This is a genomic window from Nibricoccus aquaticus (genome assembly GCF_002310495.1).
Classification (GTDB): domain Bacteria; phylum Verrucomicrobiota; class Verrucomicrobiia; order Opitutales; family Opitutaceae; genus Nibricoccus; species Nibricoccus aquaticus.
Genome location: NZ_CP023344.1, coordinates 946,039 through 972,135 on the forward strand (window position 1 = coordinate 946,039; position 26,097 = coordinate 972,135).

General features: G+C 64.0%; 21 protein-coding genes and 1 riboswitch. Of the genes, 12 read left to right on the forward strand and 9 right to left on the reverse strand.

Translation table 11 applies throughout. The features are described from left to right. Positions 1 to 431: 431 nt before the first annotated feature. Entirely contained in the window at positions 432 to 1,946 is a 1,515-nt protein-coding gene (locus tag CMV30_RS04150) for a TolC family protein (RefSeq protein WP_138223119.1), read from the forward strand. 500 nt (positions 1,947 to 2,446) lie between these two features. Here CMV30_RS04150 and miaA read toward each other — a convergent pair whose 3' ends face one another. Next, positions 2,447 to 3,370 carry a tRNA (adenosine(37)-N6)-dimethylallyltransferase MiaA gene (gene miaA, locus CMV30_RS04155; protein ID WP_096054841.1) on the reverse strand — a complete coding sequence of 308 codons (924 nt, stop codon included), beginning with the start codon at positions 3,368 to 3,370 and terminating at the stop codon, positions 2,447 to 2,449. Positions 3,371 to 3,393: 23 nt separating this feature from the next. Between miaA and CMV30_RS04160 the strand changes: the two genes are divergently transcribed. The 4 genes from CMV30_RS04160 to CMV30_RS04175 all read left to right on the forward strand — a co-directional run bounded on the left by CMV30_RS04160 (position 3,394) and on the right by CMV30_RS04175 (position 7,430). After that, complete coding sequence (locus tag CMV30_RS04160; protein ID WP_096054842.1) at positions 3,394 to 4,086, forward strand: DUF6250 domain-containing protein; 693 nt, start codon at positions 3,394 to 3,396, stop codon at positions 4,084 to 4,086. A gap of 284 nt (positions 4,087 to 4,370) precedes the next feature. Continuing rightward, complete coding sequence (locus tag CMV30_RS04165) at positions 4,371 to 5,564, forward strand: glycosyltransferase family 4 protein (RefSeq protein WP_096054843.1); 1,194 nt, start codon at positions 4,371 to 4,373, stop codon at positions 5,562 to 5,564. Beyond that, positions 5,561 to 6,454 carry a diacylglycerol/lipid kinase family protein gene (locus CMV30_RS04170; protein WP_096054844.1) on the forward strand — a complete coding sequence of 298 codons (894 nt, stop codon included), beginning with the start codon at positions 5,561 to 5,563 and terminating at the stop codon, positions 6,452 to 6,454. The genes CMV30_RS04165 and CMV30_RS04170 overlap by 4 nt, the downstream gene beginning before the upstream one ends. A gap of 85 nt (positions 6,455 to 6,539) precedes the next feature. Beyond that, positions 6,540 to 7,430, forward strand: coding sequence for a UDP-2,3-diacylglucosamine diphosphatase (locus CMV30_RS04175; RefSeq protein WP_096054845.1), 891 nt, complete (start codon positions 6,540 to 6,542; stop codon positions 7,428 to 7,430). On the opposite strand, the gene CMV30_RS04180 is transcribed toward CMV30_RS04175, so the two are convergent. Both CMV30_RS04180 and trpA read right to left on the reverse strand, forming a co-directional pair. Continuing rightward, entirely contained in the window at positions 7,431 to 8,345 is a 915-nt protein-coding gene (locus CMV30_RS04180) for a GGDEF domain-containing protein (RefSeq protein WP_096054846.1), read from the reverse strand. A 43-nt stretch (positions 8,346 to 8,388) separates the two neighbouring features. Next, positions 8,389 to 9,189: a tryptophan synthase subunit alpha gene (gene trpA, locus CMV30_RS04185; RefSeq protein WP_096057612.1), complete on the reverse strand. Its 801-nt coding sequence runs from the start codon at positions 9,187 to 9,189 to the stop codon at positions 8,389 to 8,391. A gap of 212 nt (positions 9,190 to 9,401) precedes the next feature. Here trpA and CMV30_RS04190 point away from each other — a divergent pair, with 212 nt between their 5' ends. Then, on the forward strand, positions 9,402 to 9,770 hold the full coding sequence (locus CMV30_RS04190; protein ID WP_096054847.1) for a DUF1428 domain-containing protein: 369 nt from the start codon (positions 9,402 to 9,404) through the stop codon (positions 9,768 to 9,770). A gap of 364 nt (positions 9,771 to 10,134) precedes the next feature. Further along, complete coding sequence (locus CMV30_RS04195; RefSeq protein WP_096054848.1) at positions 10,135 to 11,688, forward strand: hypothetical protein; 1,554 nt, start codon at positions 10,135 to 10,137, stop codon at positions 11,686 to 11,688. A gap of 142 nt (positions 11,689 to 11,830) precedes the next feature. On the opposite strand, the gene CMV30_RS04200 is transcribed toward CMV30_RS04195, so the two are convergent. Then, positions 11,831 to 12,874 carry a tetratricopeptide repeat protein gene (locus CMV30_RS04200; protein ID WP_138223120.1) on the reverse strand — a complete coding sequence of 348 codons (1,044 nt, stop codon included), beginning with the start codon at positions 12,872 to 12,874 and terminating at the stop codon, positions 11,831 to 11,833. Positions 12,875 to 13,097: 223 nt separating this feature from the next. Between CMV30_RS04200 and CMV30_RS04205 the strand changes: the two genes are divergently transcribed. Next, positions 13,098 to 13,898, forward strand: coding sequence for a TIGR00266 family protein (locus CMV30_RS04205; protein ID WP_096054850.1), 801 nt, complete (start codon positions 13,098 to 13,100; stop codon positions 13,896 to 13,898). A 139-nt stretch (positions 13,899 to 14,037) separates the two neighbouring features. Here the strand turns inward: CMV30_RS04205 and CMV30_RS04210 are convergent, their stop codons facing one another. Genes CMV30_RS04210 through CMV30_RS04230 form a run of 5 tightly spaced genes read right to left on the reverse strand, consistent with a single transcriptional unit; the run spans position 14,038 to position 20,696 of the window. Next, positions 14,038 to 14,547 carry a macro domain-containing protein gene (locus tag CMV30_RS04210; RefSeq protein WP_096054851.1) on the reverse strand — a complete coding sequence of 170 codons (510 nt, stop codon included), beginning with the start codon at positions 14,545 to 14,547 and terminating at the stop codon, positions 14,038 to 14,040. Positions 14,548 to 14,568: 21 nt separating this feature from the next. Then, positions 14,569 to 17,253, reverse strand: coding sequence for a methionine synthase (gene metH / locus CMV30_RS04215; protein WP_096054852.1), 2,685 nt, complete (start codon positions 17,251 to 17,253; stop codon positions 14,569 to 14,571). Beyond that, positions 17,238 to 18,257 carry an adenosylcobinamide-phosphate synthase CbiB gene (gene cbiB / locus CMV30_RS04220; protein ID WP_096054853.1) on the reverse strand — a complete coding sequence of 340 codons (1,020 nt, stop codon included), beginning with the start codon at positions 18,255 to 18,257 and terminating at the stop codon, positions 17,238 to 17,240. Before cbiB ends, metH begins: the two co-directional genes overlap by 16 nt. After that, the gene (locus tag CMV30_RS04225; protein WP_096054854.1) at positions 18,254 to 19,573 is read right to left on the reverse strand and encodes an adenosylcobinamide amidohydrolase; all 1,320 of its coding nucleotides are present in this window, start codon (positions 19,571 to 19,573) and stop codon (positions 18,254 to 18,256) included. The genes cbiB and CMV30_RS04225 overlap by 4 nt, the downstream gene beginning before the upstream one ends. A gap of 49 nt (positions 19,574 to 19,622) precedes the next feature. Continuing rightward, positions 19,623 to 20,696, reverse strand: coding sequence for a homocysteine S-methyltransferase family protein (locus CMV30_RS04230; RefSeq protein ID WP_096054855.1), 1,074 nt, complete (start codon positions 20,694 to 20,696; stop codon positions 19,623 to 19,625). A gap of 189 nt (positions 20,697 to 20,885) precedes the next feature. After that, a riboswitch (cobalamin riboswitch) is annotated at positions 20,886 to 21,122 on the forward strand. 146 nt (positions 21,123 to 21,268) lie between these two features. On the opposite strand from CMV30_RS04230, the gene CMV30_RS04235 reads away from it, so the two are divergent. The 4 genes from CMV30_RS04235 to CMV30_RS04250 all read left to right on the forward strand — a co-directional run bounded on the left by CMV30_RS04235 (position 21,269) and on the right by CMV30_RS04250 (position 26,009). After that, complete coding sequence (locus CMV30_RS04235; RefSeq protein WP_096054856.1) at positions 21,269 to 23,155, forward strand: TonB-dependent receptor plug domain-containing protein; 1,887 nt, start codon at positions 21,269 to 21,271, stop codon at positions 23,153 to 23,155. A gap of 156 nt (positions 23,156 to 23,311) precedes the next feature. Next, positions 23,312 to 24,172, forward strand: coding sequence for an ABC transporter substrate-binding protein (locus CMV30_RS04240; RefSeq protein WP_096054857.1), 861 nt, complete (start codon positions 23,312 to 23,314; stop codon positions 24,170 to 24,172). A 140-nt stretch (positions 24,173 to 24,312) separates the two neighbouring features. Next, entirely contained in the window at positions 24,313 to 25,287 is a 975-nt protein-coding gene (locus CMV30_RS04245; protein ID WP_096054858.1) for a FecCD family ABC transporter permease, read from the forward strand. Beyond that, positions 25,284 to 26,009: an ABC transporter ATP-binding protein gene (locus tag CMV30_RS04250; RefSeq protein WP_096054859.1), complete on the forward strand. Its 726-nt coding sequence runs from the start codon at positions 25,284 to 25,286 to the stop codon at positions 26,007 to 26,009. The genes CMV30_RS04245 and CMV30_RS04250 overlap by 4 nt, the downstream gene beginning before the upstream one ends. Positions 26,010 to 26,097 lie beyond the last annotated feature (88 nt).

Sequence of the window (26,097 nt, forward strand, 5' to 3'; positions counted from 1 at the left end):
TAGTCTTAGGCCCGACACCCGTCGGGCCTTTTTCTTTCCCCAGTTCCGCCCTTCCGCGCCACCGCGATCCCTCCCATCGGACATCCGTGTATTCTGTGTCATCTGTGGTTAAAAATTCCGCTCCGAAATCCGCCCCCCTATAAAAACCCACGCCTGCGTTCGTTCCAACGCCCAATTACCAACGACAAACTACCTTCGTCGCCCTCTTCGGCCTTCAACCTTCGGATTTCCCCAACACCCGCCACTGGTCACTGGTCATTCGGGCAGCGCCCCCCGCGCTGCCCGTAACTTTCCCGCCCATCGCCCGTCATTCCCCCGTGCAACCACCCGCCCTCCAGCGCGCTTGCCACCCAGTCCATCTCGCTCGCAACTTTTTCTCCGCCTTCGTGTTCATACGTTTGTCCGCCCACACGCCACCGCCGTCCCTTTCCATGCGCCTCCGCCTCCTCCTCGCCGCCTCCCTCGCCACCGCCGCGCTCCGCGCCCAGACGCCCGACACCACCGGCACCACTCCCGTCGCACCCGCTCCGGCCACTGTCCCCAGCACCGTCCCCGCCACCCCGTCGGTCCGCCCCCTCACCCTCGACGAAGCCGTCGCCCTCGCCCTCGATAAAAACTTCGACCTCAAGATCCAGCGCCTCGCTACCGACAGCGCCGGCGACTCCCTCATCATAGCCGAGTCCGCCTACGATCCCACCCTCAGCCTCACCACAGCCCGCTCCTACAGCCAGTCCATCGACGGCGTCACCAGTCAGAGCGGCTTGGATACACGCATCGGCGCCTCCCAAAAAATCGCCACCGGCGCCACCATCAGCGGCAGCGGCAGCCTCGACCGCTCCTCCTCCCGCCCATCGCTCTCCTCCAGCCTCAATCCCGTCTTCAACAGCGACGTCTCCCTCTCCGTCCGCCAGCCCCTGCTCCGCGGCTTCGGCACCACCGTCAACCGCGCCGCTATCAACCGCGCGAAGCTCGGCGTCTCCATCGCCAACCTCGACCTCAAAGACTCCGTCCTCGCCACCATCCGCAGCGTCGAGTCCGCCTATTACACCCTCGCCTTCGCCCGCGCCCAGCTCGACGTCCGCCGCTTCTCCCTCGAAGTCGCCGAAAAACTCGTCTCCGAAAACCGAACCCGCGTCTCCGTCGGGTCCGCCATCGACCTCGACGTCCTTCAATCCGAAGTCGGTGTCGCCAACGCCCGCCGCGCCCTGCTCCAAGCCGAGCAAACCGCCCGCAACGCCGAGGACAACCTCGTCGCCCTCATCAACCCTTTCCAATTCGCCGTCACCCCCGGCCCCGTCGTCCTCCCCGAACTCGGCGCCATCACCGTCTCCTTCGATCGCTCCTATAAACTCGCCCGCGATCAGGCCCCCGACCTCGCCTCCACCCAGCTCTCCATCGAACAACTCAAACTCGATGCCGCCGTCGCCAAGAAAAACCAGCTCCCCACCCTCGATGTCGGCGCCGCCTTCGGCTACAACGCCCGCAAAAACAACGCCGGCGAAGCCGCCTCCGACGTCTGGGGCTCCGACGGTCACAACTGGCAGCTCGACGCCACCGTGAGCCTCCCGTGGGGCCTCCGCGCCGACAAAGCCCGCCACCGCCAGGCCCTCAGCACCCTCAACCGCGAACAGCTCCGCCTCCAGCAGCTCGACCAAAGCATCCTCGTCCAAGTCCGCTCCGCCATCCGCGCCGTCGAGACCAACGACGAAAGCGTCCGTATTGCCGCCTTGGCGACGAAGCTCAGCGAAGAACAATTCGAAGCCGAAAACGCCCGCAACCAAAACGGCCGATCCACCTTCCGCGCCGTGCAGGAAGCCAAGGAAGACCTCGACACCGCCCGCATCAGCGAACTCCAGGCCCGCCTCGCCCTCACCAACGCCCTCGCCGACCTCTCCCGCCTAGAAGCCAGCTCCCTCACCCGCTACCGCATCAACCTCGATCAATAAGGTGGAACGCGCCGTCCCGACGCGTTGAGCCCCATCGCCCGCGCTTCCACCTCTCTCGCCTGCCCGCGTCGCAAAGCCCGTCTCCCCACCCACGCCCCCATGTAGTCGCGAGCGGCCTCCGAAAAAACCGCCTCGTCCTTCTTTCTCTTACTCTTTCTCCATTCCCCCGGCCCGACCTCACCCGTCGGGCCTTTTTCGCGCCCTCTCGCTTCATAAGACACACATTCTCTCCACCTCCGCGCTCTCCTCCAAAAAATACGGCCCTCTCCGTCCCGAAATTCCGCCTCCGACATCCGTCCCCATCTGTGCAATCTGTGGTTAAAGAAATCCCCTTCAACCGCCCCCTCGACTCCCTCCCCTCGGTGACTCCTCCGTGCCCTCTGTGTAACCCTCCGTCTTCCCGTCCATCCATCGTCGTCTCCGCATTCCCTCCTACGAATCCTCCGCCATCCGTGCCCTCCGTGTAATCCGTGGTTAAAAACTCCTCCCCTCCGATCCCATCACCCAAACAAATCCTCCACCGTCGCCTTCCCCGCCTCCACCACCCGGTGCTCCGGCAACTGCGTCCGAAACCACGTCCGCTGCTTCTTCACCAGCGCCCGCGTATTCTTCGCAATCTCCGCGACCAGGTCCTCCCGCTTTAATTTCCCATCCAGAAACGCCAGCGTCTCCCGGTACCCGATCGACCCCGCCGCGCTAGGATTTTTCTCCAGCCCTTCTCCACGCAACCGCGCCACTTCCTCCACCAAACCCTCCCGCACCATCGCCTCAACGCGCCCAGTGATCCGCGACTCCAGCTCCGCCCCTTCGCGATCCAGCCGCGTCAGCTTCACCGAAAAATCCGCGAACGGTCCCGGCTTCGCCGCGAACTCCTCGCCCAGCGCCTTCAACGTCTTCCCCGACGCCACGCACCGCTCCAACGCCCGCGTCACCCGCCGCGGATTCGCCGTATCCAGATTCCCCAGCCCGCCCGCATTGAGCGCCCACAGCTCCGCCACCAGCGCATCCAGCCCGCGGCTCTCCAGTTTTGCGCCGATCTCCGCACGCAGCTCCTCCGGCACCGCCACATCATCCGCCACCGGCCCGAAAAACGCCTTCAGATAAAATCCGCTCCCGCCCGCCACCAGCACTCGCTTCCCGCGCGCCACGATGTCGTCCACCGCCGCCCGCGCCTGCTTCACATACACCGTCACATCCATCCGCTCCGCCACGTCGCACACATCGATGAGATGATGCCTCACCCGCGCCAGTTCCGCCTTCGTCGGCTTGGCCGTCCCGATATCCAGCCCGCGATAAAACAACAGCGAGTCGCACGACACGATCTCCGCGTTATTCACTTCCGCCCAACGCAACGACAGCTCGGTTTTCCCGACAGCCGTCGGCCCGGTGATGACGTGAAGAACATTTTCTGCGCGCGAACTCATGCTGGAAGCCCCACACTCTGCCCATGAAATTCCCCCCGGCCAAGCTCCTCCTCTCCCTTTCCTTCATCCCGCTTCTCTTCACGTCCCTCGCCGCCGACACCCCTTCGCAACCACCCCCGCGCCACTCCGACGATTTCCGCTCCGGCCTCGAAAAAAACTGGATCGTCGAACAACAACCCGGCGGCCGCGTCACCGCCGAAAACGGCCTCCTCACCATCGCCGACGAGTCCGGCGCCACTGTCTGGCTCCGCTCCAAACTCCGCGCCCCCGTCACCATCCGCTACGAAGCTACGATGAGCCCCGACGCCCGCGTCTCCGACCTCAACTGCTTCTGGATGGCCTCCGATCCCGCCCACCCCGACGACCTTTTCTTCAGCGGCCACAAACGCACCGGCGCCTTTGCCACCTACGACTCCCTCCGCACCTACTACGTCGGCTACGGCGGCAACACCAACACCACCACCCGCTTCCGCCGCTACGACGGCTCCGGCGCCCGCCCGCTCCTCCCCGAGCACGATCTCACCGACAAAAAATTCCTCCTCGAACCCGGCCGCACCTATCGCATCGAACTCCGCGCCCGCGACGGCCTTGTCGAATTCCTCCGCGACGGCGAAGTCATCTTCACCTACCGCGACCCCGCCCCGCTCACCGAAGGCTGGTTCGGCTTCCGCACCGTGAAGTCCAAAATTCAAATCCAAAACTTCCGCATCGACTGATTCCCCGTAGTCGTGAGCGCGCAGCGAGCGGTCCGCACCCCGGACCGGCACTTAGCCAGTGCCGCCCCCACCGCCACCCGCTTTTTCCCCCCTCCGAAATCCTCTTAATCCCGTTAATCCTGTCCAAAAATTCCGACGTCTCCCCCCCCGCCCGCCCGCGCTTTGTTACGCCCGCGCAACATCTCGCCCCACCGCCCACTTCCCCGTTGCGCCACTCGCCCGCCTAGCCCACGCCCTCCCATCAACGTAACTCGCGCCGCGCTCTCACACCGCACCCGCTCCCGTTGAAACTCGCCCTCGTCACCGAAACCTTCCCGCCCGAGATCAATGGCGTCGCCATGACGCTGAGCCATCTCGTCGAAGGTCTCGCCCACCGCGGCCACCACGTCACCGTCCTCCGCCCACGCCAGGGCCCCTCCGACCACGAGCGCATCGACGGACTCTACCGCGAACACCTTTTCCGCTCCGTCCCCATTCCCGGCTACGCCTTCCTCCGTCTCGGCCTCCCCGCCCGCGGTCAGCTCATCCGCCTCTGGCGCACCGAGCGCCCCGACCTCGTCCACATCGCCACCGAAGGCCCGCTCGGTTACTCCGCGCTCCTCGCCGCCCGCAAACTCGGCCTCCCCGTCACCTCCAGTTTCCACACCAATTTCCACAGCTACAGCCGCCACTACGGCTTCGCCTTTCTCACCCGCCCCGCGCTCGCCTACCTTCGCCACTTCCATAACCGCACGCGCATCACGCTTTCGCCCACCGTCGAGCTCAACGACGAGCTCACCCGCGACGGCTTCCGCGACATGCGCCTTATGTCCCGCGGCGTGAACACCCGCGTATTCAACCCCCAACTCCGCTCCGAGTCACTCCGCGCCTCCCTCGGCGCCGCGCCCAACGACCTCCTCATCGTCCACGTCAGCCGCCTCGCCGCCGAAAAAAACTACCCGCTCCTCTTCGAGTCTTACGCCGCCATCCGTGCCACGCGCCCCGACGCGAAACTCGTCATCGTCTCCGACGGCCCGCTCCGCAAAAAACTTTCCCGCCAGCACCCCTCCGTCCGCTTCACCGGCTTCCTCTCCCGCGATCTCCTAGCCGCCCATTACGCCGCCGCCGACCTCTTCCTCTACCCGAGCCTCACCGAAACCTTCGGCAACGTCACCACCGAGTCCATGGCCAGCGGCCTCCCCGTCGTCGCCTTCAACTACGCCGCCGCCGCCCGCTTCATCCGCCACGGCGAAAACGGCTGGCTCGTCCCCTTCGGCGACCGCGCCGCCTTCATCGCCGCCGCCACCCAGGTCGCTTCCGACGCCTCTCTCCGCGCCCGCCTCGGCCCGGCCGCCCGCCAGACCGCCGAACGCATTTCCTGGGACTTCGTCCTCGACCACCTCGAACGCGATTTCGCCTCCGTCCTCGCCACCCACAAAAACAATTCCGCCATTCCCTCCGCGCCCATTCCGGCTATCCTGCCTCCCACCCCTCGTTGAAAACGCGCTTCATCTACAACCCGAAGTCAGGCCACAACGCCAAGAGCCCGCATCTGCTGGAACGCGCCCGTCTCTTCATCGCCCAGCACAAACTCGACGCCGACGTCGTTCTCACCGAGCGCACCCGCCACGCCACCGAACTCGCCCGCCGTGCCGTCGATGATGGCTGCGAACTCATCGTCGCCATCGGCGGCGACGGCACGATGAACGAGGTCGCCGCCGCCCTCATCGACTCCCCCGCCGCCCTCGGCCTCATCCCCTGCGGCTCCGGCAACGGACTCGGCCGCCACCTCGGCATCCCCGGCCCCGGCAAAGGTGCCTTCCGCAATCTCCTCAACGGCGATATCCGCACCATCGATACCGGCCTCGCCAACGGCATCCCCTTCTTCAACGCGATGGGCGTCGGCTTCGACGCCGAGATCAGCCACCGCTTCAACCGCCTCACCCACCGCGGCCTCCCCGCCTACGTACACACCACCTTCGGCACACTCTTCCGCTTCCGCCCGCAAAAATACACCATCCGCAGCGGCGACATGAGCATCACCACCAGCGCCTTCATCATCTCCGTCGCCAACTCCGACCAGTACGGCAACGACTGCTTCATCGCCCCCGGCGCGAGCGTCGACGATGGCCGGCTCAACATCACCGTGATGAAGTCCATCCACCTCTTCAACGCGCTCCCCATCGCCCTCCGTCTCTTCACCAAACGCATCGACGGCTCCGCCAGCGTCCAACGCCTCCTCGGCCCAAGCTTCAGCATCGAACGCCCCGTCCCCGGCCTCCTCCACACCGACGGTGAGACGCACGAAACCGCCGCGCTGATCGAAGTCACCGTCCGTCCCCGCAGCCTCCGCATCATGGTCCCCCACCGCGAAGCCGCCGCCGCGTAAATCCCGCGTTACGTTCGCGTGACGCACGTCACATTCAAGTGACACCCCTACCCCGCCTCCTCCGCCTCTGTTACACTCGCCTGCGATGGAGCTAAAACCGCTCAAAGTCCGCACGGTCATTATTTCCGACGTCCACCTCGGGACGGACGACTGCAAAATCAGGGAAGTGAATCACTTCCTCAAATACACCCGCTGCGACCGCCTCATCCTCAACGGCGACATCATCGACGGCTGGCGCCTCAAAAAAACCGGACACTGGCCCAAGTCCCACACCCGGTTCGTCCGCCTCGTCCTCAAGAAACTCGAAAAGAAAGACACCGAGGTCATCTACCTCCGCGGCAACCACGACGACGTCCTCGCCAAGTTCCTCCCCATCGCCTTCGAGAATCTCCAGATCGTCGAAGACTTCATCCACGAAACCCCGCGCGGCAAATACCTCGTCCTCCACGGCGACGTCTTCGACACCGTCACCAAAAATTTCGTCTTCCTCGCCTACGCCGGTGACTGGGGCTACCGCGCGCTCATGCGCCTCAACCGCCTCTACAACAAGTGGCGCGCCTGGCGCGGCAAAGAATACTACTCGCTCAGCAAAGCCGTGAAAGCCCGCGTCAAAAAAGCGGTCAACCACGTCTCCAACTTCGAAGAACACATCGCCGAGCTCGCCCGCAGCCGCGGCTGTGTCGGCGTCATGTGCGGCCACATCCACACCGTCGCCGACCGCATGATTGGCGACATCCACTACCTGAACTCCGGCGACTGGGTCGAGTCCCTCACCGGCATCGTCGAACACTACGACGGCAAATTCGAAGTCATCGACTTCGCCCACTTCCGCCTCCTCTACCCGCTGGAAGACGACGCCACGGAACTAGCCGAGCCCGCCGACAACGTCCCGGAAGTCTCGCCACTTCCTGCCGACGCCATGCTGCGCTCCACGTTTACTCACACGCCCGGGCAAACTCCAACGCCGGTGCCGTAATCAAACGGTCGGAGCACTCTGCTCTCCCGCCGCTCTCGCACAGTTTCTGCCATCCGCCTTCGCGCGATACAGCGCCTGATCCGCAACCATCATCAACCGCTTCACGGCATCGCCATCCTTCGGAAAACACGCTGCCCCCGCACTCGCGGTCACTTTCAAATTAAGCCCGTCCGGCAGCACCACCGCCTCCTTCGCGATCGCATTCACGATCCGCTGCGCCGCCTCAAACGTCACGCGAGCATCCACCTCTGCCAGCATCACCGCGAACTCCTCGCCGCCATAACGCGCCACCCGATCCACCGTGCGCACGCACATCGCGATCTTCGCCGCCGCCGCTTTGATCACCGCATCGCCCGCCGGATGCCCATGCGTGTCATTCACTTTTTTGAAGTGATCCAGATCGATGAGCAAGAGCCCGAGCGATCGCCCAAATCTCCGCGAGCGCTCCTCTTCCTCTGCAAGCACGCGATCAAACTCCCGCCGGTTCAACAACCCCGTCAGTTCGTCCCGCGTCGCCATCCGGTGCAACTTCCCCAGCGTCTCGCCCAGCTTCAGCGCATAGCGCAACGACCGCTCCAGCGACCGCGTGTTGATCTCGCCTTTCACCAGATAATCCAGCGCCCCCGCATCCATCGCCTGGATATCCACGCCTTCACTCGTCTCCGCCGTCAGAAAAATAATCGGCACGTGACATCCCTTGCTCACCGCCTCGCGGATCAGCGTCAGCCCGTCGCGCTCACCCAGCTGAAAATCCAGCAGACACGCCGCATAATCTCCTTCGAGTAACTTCTCCAATCCCGCCTCATATGTCTGCGCCCACTCCAGCACATATTTTCCTGGCCCAAATCGTTCGAAGTGCGCCTGCACCAGTCGGTGCTGCAACCGGTCGTCATCGATCAAGAGTACTTTTTTCATTTCACGCCTCCCGCCATTTTGTCCGTCCGCCGTTGTTTCTCCCTCAGCGCCCCAATCCCGCCACTAGGTCGCTCGCCCGAGCCTTGAGCGTCGGCGCGATCTTCGCGCGCTCCATCAGATTATCTTTGATGCAGTTCACCAGCGCGCTGCCCACCACCACGCCATCCGCATACGCCGCGATCTCCTTCACGTGCTCGCGCTTTGAAATCCCAAACCCCACCACCACGGGCAGCGCCGTGTGCGCTTTGATCTTCGCCACCGCCTCCGGAACGTTCGATGCCACTTCGCTCCGCACGCCCGTCACGCCCTCGCGCGAAACATAATAAATAAACCCTGTCGCCGCCTTCCCGATGATTGCCATCCGCGCCTCAGGCGTCGTCGGCGCCACGATGAACACCGTCTTCACGCCATGCTTCGCGCACGCCGCCGCGACTTCCCCAGACTCCTCCGGCGGCAGATCGAGCGTCAAAATCCCATCCACGCCCGCGTCCTTCGCTGCCTTCACGTACGCGTCCACTCCATTGGCAAAAATTAAATTATAGTACGTGTAGAAAACCAGCGGCACCTGGCTGAATTCGCGAATACGCCGCACCAATTCGAAAACCTTCACACCCGTCATCCCGCTCGCCAGTGCCCTCTGCGCCGCGAGTTGATTCGTGAGCCCATCCGCCAGCGGATCAGAAAACGGCACGCCCAGCTCCAGCACATCCGTCCCCGCCTCGATCACCGCACGACACGCCGCGACTGACGTCTCCAAATCAGGGTCGCCCGCGCACAAGTACGCGACAAACGCGGCGCGATTTTCAGAGCGGGCACGGGCAAAAGCGGAGGCGATACGATCCATGGAAAAGGAACCCAAATGACCGCCCAATCCCCCGCCCGGCGCAAAGAGATTTTTTAACACCACCCGTTCCGCACCAGAACTGTCCGCCCCACTCTTATACCGCACAAAATTCCTCTCAGCCTGTCCGACGCCGTCCAGCTTGATCGTTAATACATGTAGACGCGGCACTCTGCCCTGTGTCCTCCTCAAAATCCTCAACGAAAGAAATTCCCATGCCTCAATACGTCGACGGCTTCGTCCTCCCCCTCCCCAAGAAAAACCTCAAGGCCTACCAGAAGATGGCCAAAACCGCTCAGAAAGTCTGGCTCAAACACGGCGCCCTCGACTACCGCGAATGCGTGCTCGAAGACCGCAAAGACCCCGGCTTCTGCCTCACCTTCCCCAAAGGCATCAAAGTGAAGCCCACCGAAACCGTCGTCTTCGCTTTCGTCACCTACAAATCCCGCAAAGACCGCGACCGCATCAACGCCAAGGTCATGAAAGACCCCGAGCTTTGCCCGCCCGACATGGACCCGAAAAAAATGCCCTTCGACTGCGCCCGCATGTTGTACGGCGGCTTCAAAACCCTCGTCGGCAAATAACCACCACGCCTCTCCGTCCCCATCGTTCTCGCTCCTCTCCCGCTAACGGCTTCGTCAGTCCCCGGCCCGACCTCACCCGTCGGGCCTTTTTCACGCCCCCCGCCATCGTTCTCCTTCACCTCGCTTCCCTCGCATCGACCTCCTCCTACACGCCCCTCCGAATCCTGTTCATCCTGTCTCATAAATTCCCTCTCCGCCATCCGTACCCATCCGTGTAATCTGTGGTTAAAAAATCCGCCCCACCACACTGCGGGCCCTAGACTCCACACTTGCCCGTCGCGCCCACACCGGCAAAAACTCCGCGCAGCCCGGCCCGCCGCCAGCATCACCTCTGCGGTATCTTCCGCCGGCCATTCACCGCAACATGGTCCACTCGCGCGCATCTCTCGCGGCCCTCGTGCTGGCATTCCTCCTGCCCGCGTATTCGCCGACCGCACACGCGAGCATCTCCGACTACCGCATCGGCGACATCGTCCGCGAAGACATCTTCCCCCCGGCTTCGCCATCCGGCGAGCCCGCCCGCGACACAGCCTCCGACTCCCAACCGCGTGGGCAACGCCTCTACGCGGCCCCGCTCGTCCTCCGCTTCAACCCCAAAAGCCCCGACGAAGCCGAAGTCTCCCTGCGCGCCGCCATCATCATGGCCCGCTACCACTTCCTCCGCGTCTTCCAGGAACAACTCCTCGGCCGCACCCCCACTGAGGCTGACCTCGGCTCCCCCGCCTACACCCGCGCCGTCGCCGAAGTCTCCCGCAACGTCCCCGCCCACTTCCCCTTCGATCAACTCTCCCCTCTCTGGGTCCGCGGCGAAAGCGAGGAGACGCTCATCCTCACCCTCGCCCAGCCCATCCGCCAGGCGATGGCCAACATCATCGTCGACGACGCCACCAGCACCACGCTCCCGCCCGAAAAATCCCTGCGCCTCGTCATCGTCAAAAACCTCGCCATGCCCCTCGGCGTCCGCGACCTCGACGGCCCGGGCCTGATCATCTCCCCCAGCAAAACCATCCGCCTCACCCAGGCCCGCGAACTCGTCGAAAATAACTTCCCCGCCGCCCAGCCCGGCCTCGCCCGCTTCGCCGCCACCTTCGTCCGCGCCAACACCCAGCTCGACTCCTTCGCCACCACGCTCCTCGAAAACCGCCCTCACCCCGCTCCCACCACCGTCACCTCCTCCCACCCAGGACAGGCGCTTCTTCGCAAAGGCCAGATCATCGACCGCCAGGCCCTCGAAACTCTCACCGCCCTCCGCGAAAAATCCCCAGCCCCCGCCCTCGCTCAACCCAGCCCCATCACCTCCTCTCCGCCCGAAACGCGCGGGCAACGCCTTCACGCAACAACCGCACCTTCCTCGCCTACCCCACCGCTTGGGCCACGCCTCTACGCGGCGGACTGGACACTCATCGCCACCTTCGGCGCCGCCCTCCTCGCCCTCGCCGGATTCTACGGCTTCAAGCGTGCCCGCAAATCCACTACGCCCGATCGCCAATCATCCCGCCGCGCCGCACCGCGCCCCACGCCACGCGAGGAGCAACTCATCGTCCTCGACGACACTCCCGACTCCAACTGGCGCGACCACGCCCTTTTCCCCCGATCCCACGCCAGCCACGCCCCCGAAGCGACCCGTCCCGGCGCCCTCGCCCGGATGAAGGAAAAATTCGTCGGCACCCTCTTCCGCCACCGCGCCGAACTCCTCGCCGCCCAGCAAAAAGCCCAGGCCGATATGGAGCAGCTCGAACGCCGCCTCGAACAACTCCACGCCCCGCTCCAGCAACGCATCCAGGCCTACGAAAAACGTATCGCCGAGCTGGAACAAAAACTCGCGAACAAAGGCGAAGAAAACCGCCACCTCCTCGGCGCGAGCATCACCCTCGCCCGCCAGCAACTCGAACGCCGCCGGTTCGACCTCCGACGGTAGGGCGGGTTAACCTTAACCCCGCCGGTTCGACTGCGGTGCCTCGGCACCGCTCTTCCCACACTCATCGCAGCGGCCCGCGCCCTTCGTCTCTTCGCGAGAAATCCCACTCAGCCTCCCTCAGGCAACCGCGTGGGCTACGCCTCTACGCGGCGCCCGACCGCTCCACCTTTAGCGCCTGCTCGTAGCTCTCGACCGATTCCGCGAAGCGCTCGAGCCGGTTGCACACCGCGCCCTTGTAGAGATACGCCAGCGTCTTCCGCTTATCCGCGCGGATCGCCGCATCGTAACACTCAAGGGCCTCTTCATCGCGACGCAGCTGCTCCAACGCGGAACCTTTGCGCACCAGCGCCTCCGCATTCGCCGGCTCCGTCCGCAAAATCTCGTCGTAGCACGCGATCGCTTCACGCGCGCGGTTCAACTCCAGCAAAAGACTTCCTTTGCCCAGCAGCACCGCGACCGGATTTCCCTGCTCCGCACCCGTCCGCGTCGCCTTGCCCGCTGCACCGGGCGAGCCCGTTTGCACCGGAAACGGCGCCAGCGAAGCCATCGCCACCGGCCCGCTCGTTCCCGCCGTCGCCGCTGGCAACGCCGCAGCCGCCACCGTCGCTCCTTCCAGCTCCAGTATCCGTTTTTCCATCCGCTCCACGACCGACAACAGCCGCTGATTGGAAAACGCCACCGCTTGATCCGCTCCAGCCAGCATCCCGTCCGTCAGCGCCAGCCCGCCCCGATCTCCCGGCGCCGCCAGCTGCAACTGCCGCTCCTTGCGCTCCACAAACCGGTTCAATGCCCGCCACTGGAGAAACGGCGTCACTAACACCGCGAGCAATCCCAACGCCCCAAAAACCCCGCCGATCCAAAACACCAGCCGGTTAAATTCCTCCGCCTCCGCCCGCTGCCACGAACGCTCCGCCTCCGCCTGCTGCCACTCCATGCGCTGACGATCCCGCTCCACTTCAAACGACGATTTCATCGCGTCGATTTTCCCCATCAACGCCGTCGCCTGCGCGTTCGCCGCCGTCTCCGCCTCCAGCCGCGTAGCCGCCACCGCCAGCTGCGTCGCATGCAGCTCCTCCTTCACCTGCAAATACGCCTTCAACAAATCCGCCTGGCTCAGCTCCACCGGAGTTTTCGGAGCCGCCGCGGCAACTGGCGCCACCTGCTGTGCAAGTGCGACCGCATTCACTCCGAGAAAAAAACAGACAGCGCACCCAAGCGCGTGAAACCGAAAGAACGTCACCGTGCGAGTCATCATAGCGGTGAGGAAACCGTGAAATGCCGACCCTCGTTGTCAAGGAGCGCGCCGCCTCCAACCCGAAGAAACCCGCCCAGCTGCAACTTCGCAGCACATGCCGTGTTCATTCTTCCAAACCATCCGAAAACCTCCGCCCACTCCTTTCTCCTCTCCCATGAATTCCATGCACGAAATCGACTACACGATCCACGGCGACGACATGCAGTTCGTCGAAATTGAACTCGATCCCAGCGAAGCCGTCGTCGCCGAGGCCGGCGGCATGATGTTCATGGATGACGGCATCGCCATGGAGACGATCTTCGGCGACGGCTCGCAGCAAAACCGCGGCTTCATGAGCAGCCTCCTCGGCGCCGGCAAACGCCTCCTCACCGGCGAATCGCTCTTCATGACCGTCTTTCAAAACCAGGGCTCCGGTAAACGCCGCGTCGCCTTCGGCGCACCCTACCCCGGCAAAATCATCCCGCTCCACCTCGCCGAACTCGGCGGCGAACTCATCGCGCAAAAAGACTCTTTCCTCTGCGCCGCCAAAGGCGTGTCCATCGGCATCGCCTTCCAAAAACGCCTGGGCGCCGGCCTCTTCGGCGGCGAGGGCTTCATCATGCAACGCCTCCAAGGCGACGGCTGGGCCTTCGTCCACGCCGGCGGCACGCTCTACGAACGCACGCTCCAGCCCGGCGAAACTCTCCGCGTCGACACCGGCTGCATCGTCGCCTTCCAACCCTCGGTCGACTACGATATCCAGATGGTCGGCGGCATTAAGACCGCGTTCTTCGGCGGCGAAGGCCTCTTCTTCGCCACACTCCGCGGCCCCGGCAAAGTCTGGCTGCAATCGCTCCCCTTCTCCCGCCTCGCCGGCCGCATCGTCGCCGCCGCTCCTCAGACAGGACGCGGAGGCCGCGAAGAAGGCTCCGTCCTCGGCGGCCTCGGCCGCATGCTGGACGGCGACAACCGCTAACTCCGTTGGCCCGATTCCGTTGGAGGCGCGACGCCCCCGTCGCGCGTAACCGTCGCCCACTTCCAAGGTGGAACGCGCGGTCCCTGGCGCGTTTTGCGTAGCTCAGCCGTAGGTCCGCACCTCTGGTGCGCGCCGCTCTTCATTTCTTCGATTCCCGATAGGCCACTGCCATCGCAGCAGCCGCTTCGTCCGGCTCAACTTGACCAACTCCGGTACATAATCCGGGACAATAAACATCCGTAAGCAGAGACGCATGCGCCGCCTGTGCTCTGATCACTGCACGCAACGCCCGCGCAGCATTGAACGCACTCACCGCTTCCGGCATGAGCATGGTCGGCGCGACAATCATGTACGGTATTCGATTGTTACCGGTCGGAATCACCAAACTCGTACCCAGCGGCAGGTAACCTTCAGGCCGAGCTGCGACCGCTGCACGAACCTTGTCTTCGATCTGCTGCCCAAAGTGGCGGCGATATACCGCGTCGATTCCGCCATCCATGAAACCGTAGCTGTTCGCAGGTGATACGACACTAACTTCTGCCACATCTAAAATATCTCCAAAGGAAACCGTTACCTCGGGAAACGAGCTGAACGCTCGTCCCAAAGCGGCCACGACATCTTGATTTTGATCAACGAAGTGCAGCCTCATGTTTAGAGCGTCTTCGCTCCCTCACCCCACATCATAATCCAGATACGGCCCGAGCCACTTCTCCGTCTCGGCCACGCTCTGCCCTTTGCGCTTCGCGTAGTCGTCGATCTGGTCCTTCGCGATTTTTCCGACACCGAAATACTTCGAGTCGGGATGATTGAAATACCAGCCGCTCACACTGCTCGCCGGGTACATCGCGCAGCTTTCCGTCAGCTTGATGCCCGTCGCCTTCTCGACGCCGAGCAGCTCAAACAAGATCGGCTTCTCCGTGTGATCCGGACACGCCGGATAACCCGGCGCCGGACGCACCCCGCGATATTTTTCGCGGATGAGTTCCTCATAGCTGAGGTTCTCCGTCTTGCCAAAGCCGGTCGCTTCACGCGCCCGCTTGTGAAACATCTCCGCCATCGCTTCCGCGAGACGATCGCCGAGCGCCTGCGCCATGATCGCGTTGTAGTCGTCGTTCTTCGCTTTGAACTCCGCCGCGAAATCCTCGACGCCGTGCCCCGCCGTCACCGCGAAGCCACCCATGTAGTCGATGCGCCCGCTTTCCTTCGGCGCGACATAGTCGGCGAGACAGTGGTTGAATTGATCCTCCGGCTTTTCGAGCTGCTGACGCAGCTGGTGGAAACGCGTCAGCACCTTCCCCTGCTTCTCGTCCGAGTAGATCTCGATGTCGTCGCCCACCGAGTTGCACGGCCAGTAACCGATCACCGCTTTCGCCGTGAACCGTTTCTCTCGCACGATCTGCGCGAGCAGCTTCTGTCCATCGGCAAATAACTTCTTCGCCTCCGCGCCGACGACCTCATCCTCAAGGATCTGCGGATAACGCCCGTGCAATTCCCACGCGCTGAAGAACGGACCCCAGTCAATAAACGGCACGATGTCCTCCAGCGGCACCGGATCGTAGATCTTCGTACCCAGAAACTCCGGACGCGGAATATCCACCGTCGCCCAATCGAAGACCGGCTTCCGCGACCGCGCCGTCGCGAGCGACAACAACGGCTTCCTCGCTCGCCGCGCCGCGAACTCCTCGCGCTGCCGCGTCTGCTTCGCGACATTCTCCGCCATGAACGCCGGTTTCTGCTCGGGCGACAGCAACGCGCTCACCACATTCACGACCCGGGACGCATCGAGCACGTGGACAACTCCGTGCGGATATTCCGGCGCCACCTTCACCGCCGAATGCGCCGGACTCGTCGTCGCACCACCGATCAGCAGCGGCACCGTGAACCCTTCGCGTTTCATCTCCTTCGCGACATGCACCATCTCATCGAGCGACGGCGTGATCAGCCCCGAAAGTCCGATCACATCCGCGCCGATCTCCTTGGCCTTCGCCAGAATCTTGTCGCACGCCACCATCACGCCGAGATCCACGACCTCGTAATTGTTACACGCGAGCACCACGCCGACGATGTTCTTGCCGATGTCGTGCACGTCGCCCTTCACCGTCGCGATGAGAAACTTCCCTTGGGCCCGCGTCGCCTCGCCCGCCGCCGCCGCGCGCTTCTTCTCCTCCTCCATGAATGGCGTCAGATAAGCCACCGCCTTCTTCATCACGCGCGCCGACTTCACGACCTGCGGGAGAAACATTTTTCCCGCGCCAAACAAATCACCGACCACGCGCATCCCATCCATCAACGGCCCTTCGATGATATCGAGCGGCCGCGCATATTTCTTCCGACACTCCTCCGTGTCCTGATCCACAAACGCATCGAGTCCTTTCACGAGCGCGTGCTTCATCCGCTCCTCGACCGACTGATTCCGCCACGCGAGATCTTCCTTCACCTCGGTCTTCGAAGCGCCGCCCTGCTGCGCCTTCAACTCGTCGGCAAATTTCACCAAGCGATCCGTCGCATCCGGCCGTCTGTTGAGAAGCACATCTTCAACATAGCCGAGCAACGTCGGCTCAATCTCATCGTAGTTCCCGAGCATGCCCGCGTTGACGATCCCCATGTCCATGCCTTCGCGGATCGCATGGTAGAGAAACGCCGTGTGAATCGCCTCGCGCACCGGATTATTGCCGCGAAACGAGAACGAAACATTCGACACGCCGCCCGACACCTTCGCATGCGGCAGCGTCTGCTTGATGATCCGCGTCGCCTCGAAGAAATCGACCGCGTAGTTGTTATGCTCCTCGATGCCCGTTGCGACCGTGAGGATGTTCGGATCGAAAATGATATCCTCCGGCGGAAACCCGATCTGCTCCGTGAGCAGCTTGTACGCGCGCGTGCAGATGCGGACCTTTTCATCGCGCGTCGCCGCCTGCCCTTGCTCGTCAAACGCCATCACGACCGCCGCAGCGCCATACCGCATGATCAACTTAGCGCGCCGCAAAAACTCCGCCTCGCCATCCTTCAGCGAGATCGAGTTCACGATACCCTTGCCCTGCAGGCATTGCAGCCCCGCCTCGAGCACCGACCACTTCGACGAATCGATCATCACCGGCACCTTCGTGATGTCCGGCTCGGCCGCGATGAGGTTCAAAAACTTCACCATCGTCGGCTCCCCTTCGATCAACGCCTCATCGACATTGATATCGATCACGTTCGCGCCGCTCTCCACCTGCTGACGCGCGATCTCCAGGCACGCCGCCCAGTCGCCCGCCTTGAGAGCCTTCGCAAATTTCGGCGAGCCGGTGATGTTGGTGCGCTCGCCAACGACGAGAAAGTTTGAGCCAGAGGTTTTGTTCACAGTGAGAAAAATTCAGGATGCAGCATTCGCGAGACGCCCGCGCCCGCCGCAAACGTGACCAGCGTCGCCAGCACAACCAACACATAAGTGAGCCGCAGATCGCCCGCGTCCGCCCCCGCCGGATCGCCCGGATCGCCCAGCCACACATCCGCGACGAGCACGCCGTTCTTATAAATCGGCCCGATCAACCGCCGCTGAATCGCCCCCGCCGTCGCGGCCTCGGGCCAGCCGCTATTCGGCCCCGGCACCAGCGCATGCCCCGCAACCGCCGCTCGCCAAGCCTTGCGCGCCGAGCACCCCGGCACGACCGCACCGAGACCGCTGATCAACACCGCGCTCCAACGCGCCCAGAGAAAATTCGCCACATCATCCAGCCGCGCCCCGCACCACCCAAAGCGCAGATAACGCTCGGTCTTATAACCCACCATGCTGTCCATCGTGCTCACGATTTTGAACACCACCGCTCCCAGCGGCCCAAACGCCACCGCATAAACCAGAGGCGACAACACGCCATCAACGAGGTTCTCGCTCAAGCTCTCCACCGCAGCGCGCCCACACGCCCGCGCATCCATCTTGTCCGTATCGCGCCCCACCAACATCGCAATCGCCGTCCGCGCACTCTCTGCATCGTCCCTCTTCACCGCCCGCGCAACGCGTTCACCGTGCGCGATCAAATCCCGCAGCGCAAAACACGCCCACAACACCACCCCCGCCACCACATCCAGCACCCACGGATGCACCGCCGCAGCTCCCCCAAGTAACGCCACACACACCGGCACCACCATCGCGATCAGCAGCAAAAACAAGATCACTCCACCCGCATACCCATTCGCACCCACGCGAAATAACACCCGCTCATACGCACTCAGCAAATTCCCGAGCAACCGTATCGGATGCCACCGAAACACCGGATCGCCAATCAACGCATCCAGCCCCAGCCCGATCGCTGCCCACAGCAAAAACCGCGGCTCAAAAAATCCAGTCACCGCATCAAGCGTCTGCAGCACCACGTTCATCCGCGTCCTCCAAGATAAGTCGCATCACCATCACCGTGCTTAGGCGACATCACACCATCCACTCGTCTCCACTTCAACCGCCACCCCGCGACCATCGCCGCAGCGACGATCTCCGTCACCACTCTACTCGCCACCCACGCCTCCGCCCCTTCGCGCCCTTCGCCCCTTCGCGAAAAAAACGCTTTCGTCGCCAGCGCGCCGCGCACCTCCGCAAACGCCTCCGCTTTCGCCGCGAGCCCGACCGCCAGCAACGCCGCCTGATTCAGCAACGCCTCATGCGCGACAGAACTCCCAAGCGTCCCGAACTGCACGCGATCCAGCACCGCCGCGATCGCATACGCCGCCGCCGAAACCTGCGGCTCATGAATCACCGCCTGCCAGTTCGCCACGAACAGCTCGAACTCATCACTAGAAAACCGTTTTGCGATCAGCTCCTTTAACACCGCCTCCTTCACACCAAACCGTCCCAGCGCGTGGAAAATCGACCGCGTGTAACTCGCCTCCAACCCATTCTGCCAGCGCAACGCCTCCAGCGTCGCCGCCCGCACTGCATCCCCGATCAACTTTCCCGCCTTCGTATGCTGCCCCGTCCACGTGCGAAGCGTCGCCCCACTCTGCGGCGTCGCCAGCGCATACTGATCCGTGCCCGTACCCGTCGCCAGCCGCGTAGAATATTTGCTCCCGATGGCCAGCTCCAGCAAAGCACTCGTCTTCGCCTCCGTCATCGTCACCACCGCCCGCGCCAGCGCCGTCGCATTCAGCGGCGACGAAAACAACAGCAGCGTGTTGATCGTGCCGTGCGCCACGCCCGCAGGCTTCAACGCCACATCAGATCCATCACGTCGCAACTCACACGTCTCCGCCTTCTCCGACGTCTTCACCCACGCACCATTCACCTCGTCGTAATGCGCCGGATCGCCCGCGCTTCCCGCGTTGCCGCTCACACCCGCAGTCACGATCGCCGTCACCGACAAATCCGCCCACGTGCGCGTCGCCACACCAAGATACTGCATGTTCGCCGCCGTCCCCATCACCGCCGTTTCCTCCGGCTTCAATCCCAGCTCCGCGCACACATGCGCCTGATAGCCCACCGGCCCCAGCCCGTTGATCAAATCCGCCCGCGCCTGATCCTTCGCCCCTTCGCAGCTCTGGTGATTCACCAAAAACCGCACATCGCTCCGCGTCCCGCCATTCCACGCGCATGTGCTCATCACCAACGCCGGCTCCCTCAACGCCACCACGACATGACGCCCGCGCCGCGTCACCGCCGCAAACGACGACTCGAAAACCGGCACGTCTGAAAAAAACTCACTCATTGCTCGTACTCTGCGCTCTCTGCGTCTCCGCGGTGAATCATCCGTGCGCTCAGCCCACCAGCAACGGCTCCAGTCCGCTCAGCCGCATCGCCACCGGGATCTCCGGCAGCTTTCGCGTCGGCAGCCCGCGCACCGCCTTCGCGATCGCGCCGATATGCGGCGGCGTCGATCCGCAGCACCCGCCGACCATGTTGACCAGCCCGGCATCCGCGAACTCCCTCAACACCGCCGCCATGTCCGCCGGCGTCTCGTCATAGCCGCCAAACGCATTCGGCAGACCCGCGTTCGGATAACACGTCACATAACAGTCCGCCACGCGCGCGAGTTCCTCGATGTATGGCCGCATCGCCCGCCCGCCGAGCGCGCAATTGATCCCCACCGAAAACGGCTTTGCATGACGGATCGAATTATAAAACGCCTCCGTCGTCTGCCCCGACAGCGTGCGCCCCGACGCATCCGTGATCGTTACGCTGATCATCACCGGCAGCCGCCGCCCGATCTCCTCAAAAACCCCTTCCGCCGCAAACAGCGCCGCCTTCGAATTCAGCGTATCGAAAATCGTCTCAATCAAGAGCGCGTCCACGCCGCCTTCGATCAACGCCCGGATCTGCTGCGTGTAAGCCTCTACGACCTGCTTCCAACTCACGGCCCGATAATCCGGCCGGTTCACATCGGGCGACATCGACAGCGTCCGGTTCAACGGCCCGATCGCTCCCGCCACGAAACACCGCCGACCCGGCGTCGCCGCCTCCGCCCGTTTCGCCGCCCGCTTCGCGCAAGCCACCGCCGCGAGATTCAGCTCCGTCACGATCTCTTCCAGATGATAATCCGCCTGCCCGATCGTCGTCGTGCTAAACGTATTCGTCTCCACCATGTCCGCGCCCGCCGCGAAGTAGTTGAAATGAATTTCTTCGATGATGTCCGGCCGCGTCAGACACAGCAGGTCGTTGTTGCCCTTCAGATCGTGCGGAAACGCCTTGAAGCGCTCCCCGCGAAAATCCCTCTCCTCCAATCCGTACGTCTGCACCATCGACCCCATCGCCCCGTCCAGCACCGCGATCCTGCTCTCAAAAAGCGCGCGCAACTCAGCAAAAGACGATGATTCTGGGAGTGTGTTAGCCATGATTAGATTCAATATATCGTCACATCAGGATTCAAAGATATGTTCTTGGCAAGCGCCACGTCGTCTGTCTTCACCTCACCCCGCCGACGCTGGCACCCGGTTCATCCCGGGCAAGAGCAGCCAACGCGGAAATCTTCGCAAAAAACGCCCCAACACGGTCGTTGCCCGCGCCGGTTTCCCCGCCGAAAACTCATCGCCGACGTCAGCCGTTCTTTTGAAAGCCCGAGGCAACGGGGAAGGCCGTGAAAACCGGCCACAGTTGCGCTGCGGTAACGCATCAGTCCAAAGCTCTCCCGCGCGGTTCACATCGCGCGGCCAAGCCAATCGGTCTCACACCCGGTGAAGGCGGAGCAGAGGCAGGCACACGCGACCACGCGTACGCCACAAATGCGGAGTCCGAACATCCACGCCTCAGGCACTCACGCCTCCACCGCGAAACTTTTGCGCGCGGTGGATTCGAAAACTTCATCGCAAAAATGAAGCGTGAGAGCAGTGCCTGCGCGTGCATCCGTCCATCATCGGTCGGCCCCCGTGTTGTCTGCTCTTACTCTAGTTAAGACAGACCAACACACATGCATCCCACCTCGCTGTCCCGCCTCGCGGGCCGGTCCTCCTTCGCCATTGCCTGCGCGCTCGCGGCCTCCACCGCCGCGCCCGCCCAAACCGCGGACACGCCCACGCGCGTCGCCCACCTCGCACCGCGTGACGTCACCGCGCTCGACAAAATCGTCGTCTCCGCCAGCCGCGCTCCCCAGGCGCTCAAAAACACGCCCAGCAGCGTCACCGACTACACCCCGGAATACCTCGGCTCCGCGCAAGTCATCTCTCTTCAAGACGCCCTCAACCGCACCCCCGGTGTCAGCCTCGTCTCCCTCGGCGGCCGCGGCTCCCAGGCCTCCGTTTACATCCGCGGCTCAGAAGCCGATCACGTCCTCTTCTTCGTCGACGGCGTCCGCATGAACAGCGCCCAAGCCCACTACTCCGGCTTCCTCGGCGCCGCCGATCTCGGCGGACTCGAACGCCTCGAAATCCTCCGCGGCCCGCAAAGCACGCTCTACGGCAGCTCCGCCATCGGCGGCGTCATCCTCCTCGAAACCGCCGCCACCGGCAGCGGCCGCAGCCTCGCGCAAACGCGTGCCGGCTCTTTCGATACATTTGGCGCCTCCCTCGCCACCCGCGGCCGCTCCGGCCCACTCGGCTTCAGCGCGTCCCTCGGCTACGAGGAAACCGACAATTTCCGCCCCGATAACGGCTTCAAACTCCTCAGCTACACCGCGCGCCTCGAGGCCTCACCCGCCGCATCCATCCTCCTCGGCGCAACCCTCCGCGGCCAGGACGGCACTTACGACGAGGTCGGCTCCACCGTATTCCCCGGCTACGGCCGCGCCGACGACCGCAACCACCTCGTCACCACCTTCGCCCAGTGGTCGCCCGCCAGCGACTTCGCCTCCCGCGTCACCGTCGGCTGGCACCAAAACGAGTACGACTGGACCGACAAACAATACGGCCCCGACTCCAACTTTTACTCGCGCAACACCCGCCGCATCCTCGACTGGCAAAACACTTGGGACGCCACCTCCTGGCTCCGCCTCGTCGCCGGCGCCAACCTCGAAAAATCCACCTACTCCTCCAGCGGCCAGGATCTCGATGACGACCTGAAGAGCGTCTACCTCTCCGCCTCCGCCGAACCCGTGAAACACCTCACGATCGACGCCGGCCTCCGCACCGACGACTACGACCTCACCGAACGCGCCGACACCTGGCGCACCGGCGTCGCCTACCGTATCGACAAAACGGGCACCAAACTCCGCGCCACCTACGGCACCGGCTTCAAAGCCCCCACCGTCGTCAACCGCTACGGCTCCGAGCCCTGGTACGGCCCCAACCCCGCCATCGGCCCCGAAAAATCCAAAGGCTGGGACGCCGGTATCGACCAAGAAATCCTCGGCGAAAAACTCACCGCCAGCCTCACCTATTTCCGCAACGACTTCCGCGACCTCATCCTGAGCAACTTCTCGATGACCACCTTCAAGTACGTCGCCCAAAACGTCCGCCGCGCCCGCTCCGACGGCGCCGAGCTCGCCCTCACCGCCCGCCCCATCGAGCCGCTCACCCTCCGCGCCGCCTACACCTACACCAACGCCTTCGACACCAGCGCAACGCCCAAAGCCCGCCTCCCCCGCCGCCCCCGTCACATCACCGACCTCGACGCCCAATACCAGCTCACGAACGCCTGGCTCCTCGGCGCCGGCGTCCACTTCGAAGCCGACCGCGTCCTCAACGTCACCACGCGTCTCGAAGATTTCACGACGACACGCATCTACACCAGCTACGCGATCAACGAGACCGTCACCGTGAAGTTCCGCATCGAAAACGCCCTCGACGAAGACTACTGGGAAGTCGCCGGCTACCCCTCCGCCCCTCGCGCCATCTACACGTCCCTCGACTGGAAATTCTAAACTCCGAGGTAGGGCGGGTTAGCCTTAACCCCGCCGGGTCGACATCAAATACCGACCCGCAACAACCCCTACCTTCCCGATTCGCATTCCTTCGCTGCTTCGCGGTTAAAAAACTCCGGCTCCCATCCTGTTCATCCTGTAATCCTGTCTAAAAAAATGCCCCGTCTGCCCACGCTCCTGCTCGCGCTCATCTCGTTCACCATCGCCATAGCCCGCGGCGCCGAACCGGGAGCCGTGCGGGTCGTGTCGCAGACGGTCGGCACCGACGAACTCCTCCTCGCCCTCGCCGAGCCCTCGCAAATCGCCGCGCTCAGTCATCTCTCTCGCGATCCTCAATTCTCCGCGATCTCCACCGAAGCCACCGCCTACCTTCAACTCGCTAAAAACGGCGACGCCGAGAACGTCCTCAAATTCTCCCCCACACTCGTCCTCGTCGCCAACTACAGCCGCGCCGAACTCGTCTCCCAAATCCGCCGCGCCGGCGTGAAAATCTTCGTCGTCGAAAAATACGAATCCCTCGACGACGCCTACGCCAACCTCCGCGCCCTCGCCCGCGAACTCGGCCCACTCGCCGAAAAAAAAGCCGAGACCATCATCGCCGACTGCCAGCAACGCGTCGCCGCCCTCGCGACAAAACTCAAAGACGTCCGCCCCATCCGCGTCATCGCCCCGTCGACCTACGGCGTCATGGGCGGCGCCGGCACCACCTTCCAGGATCTCTGCGACCACGCCGCCGCCGAAAACCTCGCCGCCAGCCTCGGCAAACTCACCGGCCACGTCCCGCCTCCCAACGAACAAATGCTCACCTGGCCCATCGAGCGCGTTGTCGTTTCCGGCGACAACCTCGACTCCGCCCTCGCGCCCTTCCTCAAACTCCCGCCCTACCAATTCCTGTCCGCCGTCCGCGAAAAACGCGCCGCCCTCCTCAAGCCCTGGCACATCAGCGCCGTCTCCCACCACCGCGTCGCCGCCTACGAACACCTCGCCCGCCAGCTCCACCCCGAACTCTTCCAATAACTCTTTCTGATGGAGGCGCGACGCCCTCGTCGCGCTAACCACCGCCCACGATTTCTCATCATACGCCACCTCGCACCGCGCTCCTCATTTCCACACCTCCGTCATCCTTCCGCATCCGTGCCATCTGTGGTTAAATAAAAATGCCCGCCCGTCTCCAACGCTCAGCCCTCCCCCTCGCCGCCATCGCCCTCGGCCTGGCCGCGCTCGGCTCGCTCGCGTTCGGCGATCTCCCGCTTTCCCCCGCGCGTATTTGGAATGGCCTGACACACCGCGACGAACTCGCCGCCACCGTCCTCTACCACATCCGCCTCCCCCGACTCTGCATCGCCGCCCTCGTCGGCGCCGCACTCTCCGCCAGCGGCCTCGTCATGCAGGCCTATTTCCGCAACAGCCTCGCCAGCCCCGGCCTCCTCGGCGTCAGCACCGGCGGCGCCGCCGGCGCCGTCATCGCCATTGGCACCGGCTGGGCCGCCTCCTCGCTCCTCGCCCTTCCCGCCGCCTCCATCGTTGGCGCTTTTATCGCCACCTACGCCGTCATCGCCTTCGCCCGCCAAGGCGCGAGCACCGAGCGCCTCCTCCTCGCCGGCATCGCCCTCAACGCCCTCCTCGGCGCCGTCGTCTCCTACGTCCTCTCCAACTTCACGCTCAGCTACGAACGCAACGCCCAGATCATCTTCTGGATGATCGGCGGACTCGAAGACCGCTCTTGGGAGCACGTCCTCATGGCCGCCCCCATCGTCATCGGCTCACTCTGCCTCCTCCCGCTCGGCCGCCCCATGGACCTCCTCAGCCTCGGCGAACGCGAAGCCCAAAGCCTCGGCGTCGACGTCCCCCGCCTCCGCGCCGCGCTGCTCATCCTCTCAACCATTCTCACCGCCCTCGCCACCGCCGTCTCCGGCTCCATCGGTTTCGTCGGCCTCATCGTCCCGCACATGCTGCGCCTCCTTTTCGGCGCCGAACACAAACGCCTCATCCCGCTCTCCCTCATCGGCGGCGCCGCCTTCATGATCGGTTGCGACGTACTCGGCCGCTTCGCCGGCGGCCTCCGCGTCGGCATTGTCACCGCCCTCATCGGCGGCCCTTTCTTCCTCTGGCTCCTGAGGAAACGTACATGAACGCCCTCACCCTCAAATCCGCCACCGTCCCCGGCCGCCTCCACGACGTCTCCCTGTCGCTGCCGCCCGGCATGTTCGCCGGCCTCATCGGCCCCAACGGCTCCGGCAAATCCACGCTCCTGCAGGTCGCCGCCGGCCTCATCCCACTCGCCACCACCTTCCCCGCCGCCGTCACCTGGCAGAACCGCCCGCTCTCCGAAATCTCCTTCACCGAACGCGGTCGCCTCGCCGCCTGGATTCCCCAGGAGGCCCGCTTTGAATTCGGCTTCACCGTCCGCTCCGTCGTCGCCCAGGGCCGCTACGCCCACGGCGACGACGACCTCGGCATCGACGCCGCCCTCGCACAGCTCGACCTCACCGCCCTCGCCGACCGCCCCGTCAACCAGCTCTCCGGCGGCGAACGCCAGCGCGTCCTCCTCGCCCGCGCCCTCGTCACCTCCGCTCCGATACAACTCTGGGACGAACCTCTCTCCCCCCTCGATCCCCGCCACGCCCTCGAAGTCCTCGCCCGCGCCCATCACTTCACCCGCGCCGGCGGCACCCTGCTCATGTCTCTCCACGATCTCCGGGCCGCCCACTGCCTCGACTACGTCATCGTCCTCGACAAAGGCCACCTCCGCGCCGCCGGCAAACCCAACGACGTCCTTACCCACGCCCTCCTTCTCGACGTATTCGGCGTCCGGGCACACCATCTCCCCGGCCTCACCTTGGAACTTCCCTGATCTCCTTCCCCGTAGGCCAACGTGATCGCACGCGCTCCGACATCCTCGCCGCCCAGCTCCTTCCCTTTCGCCCTTCGCCTATAGCCTT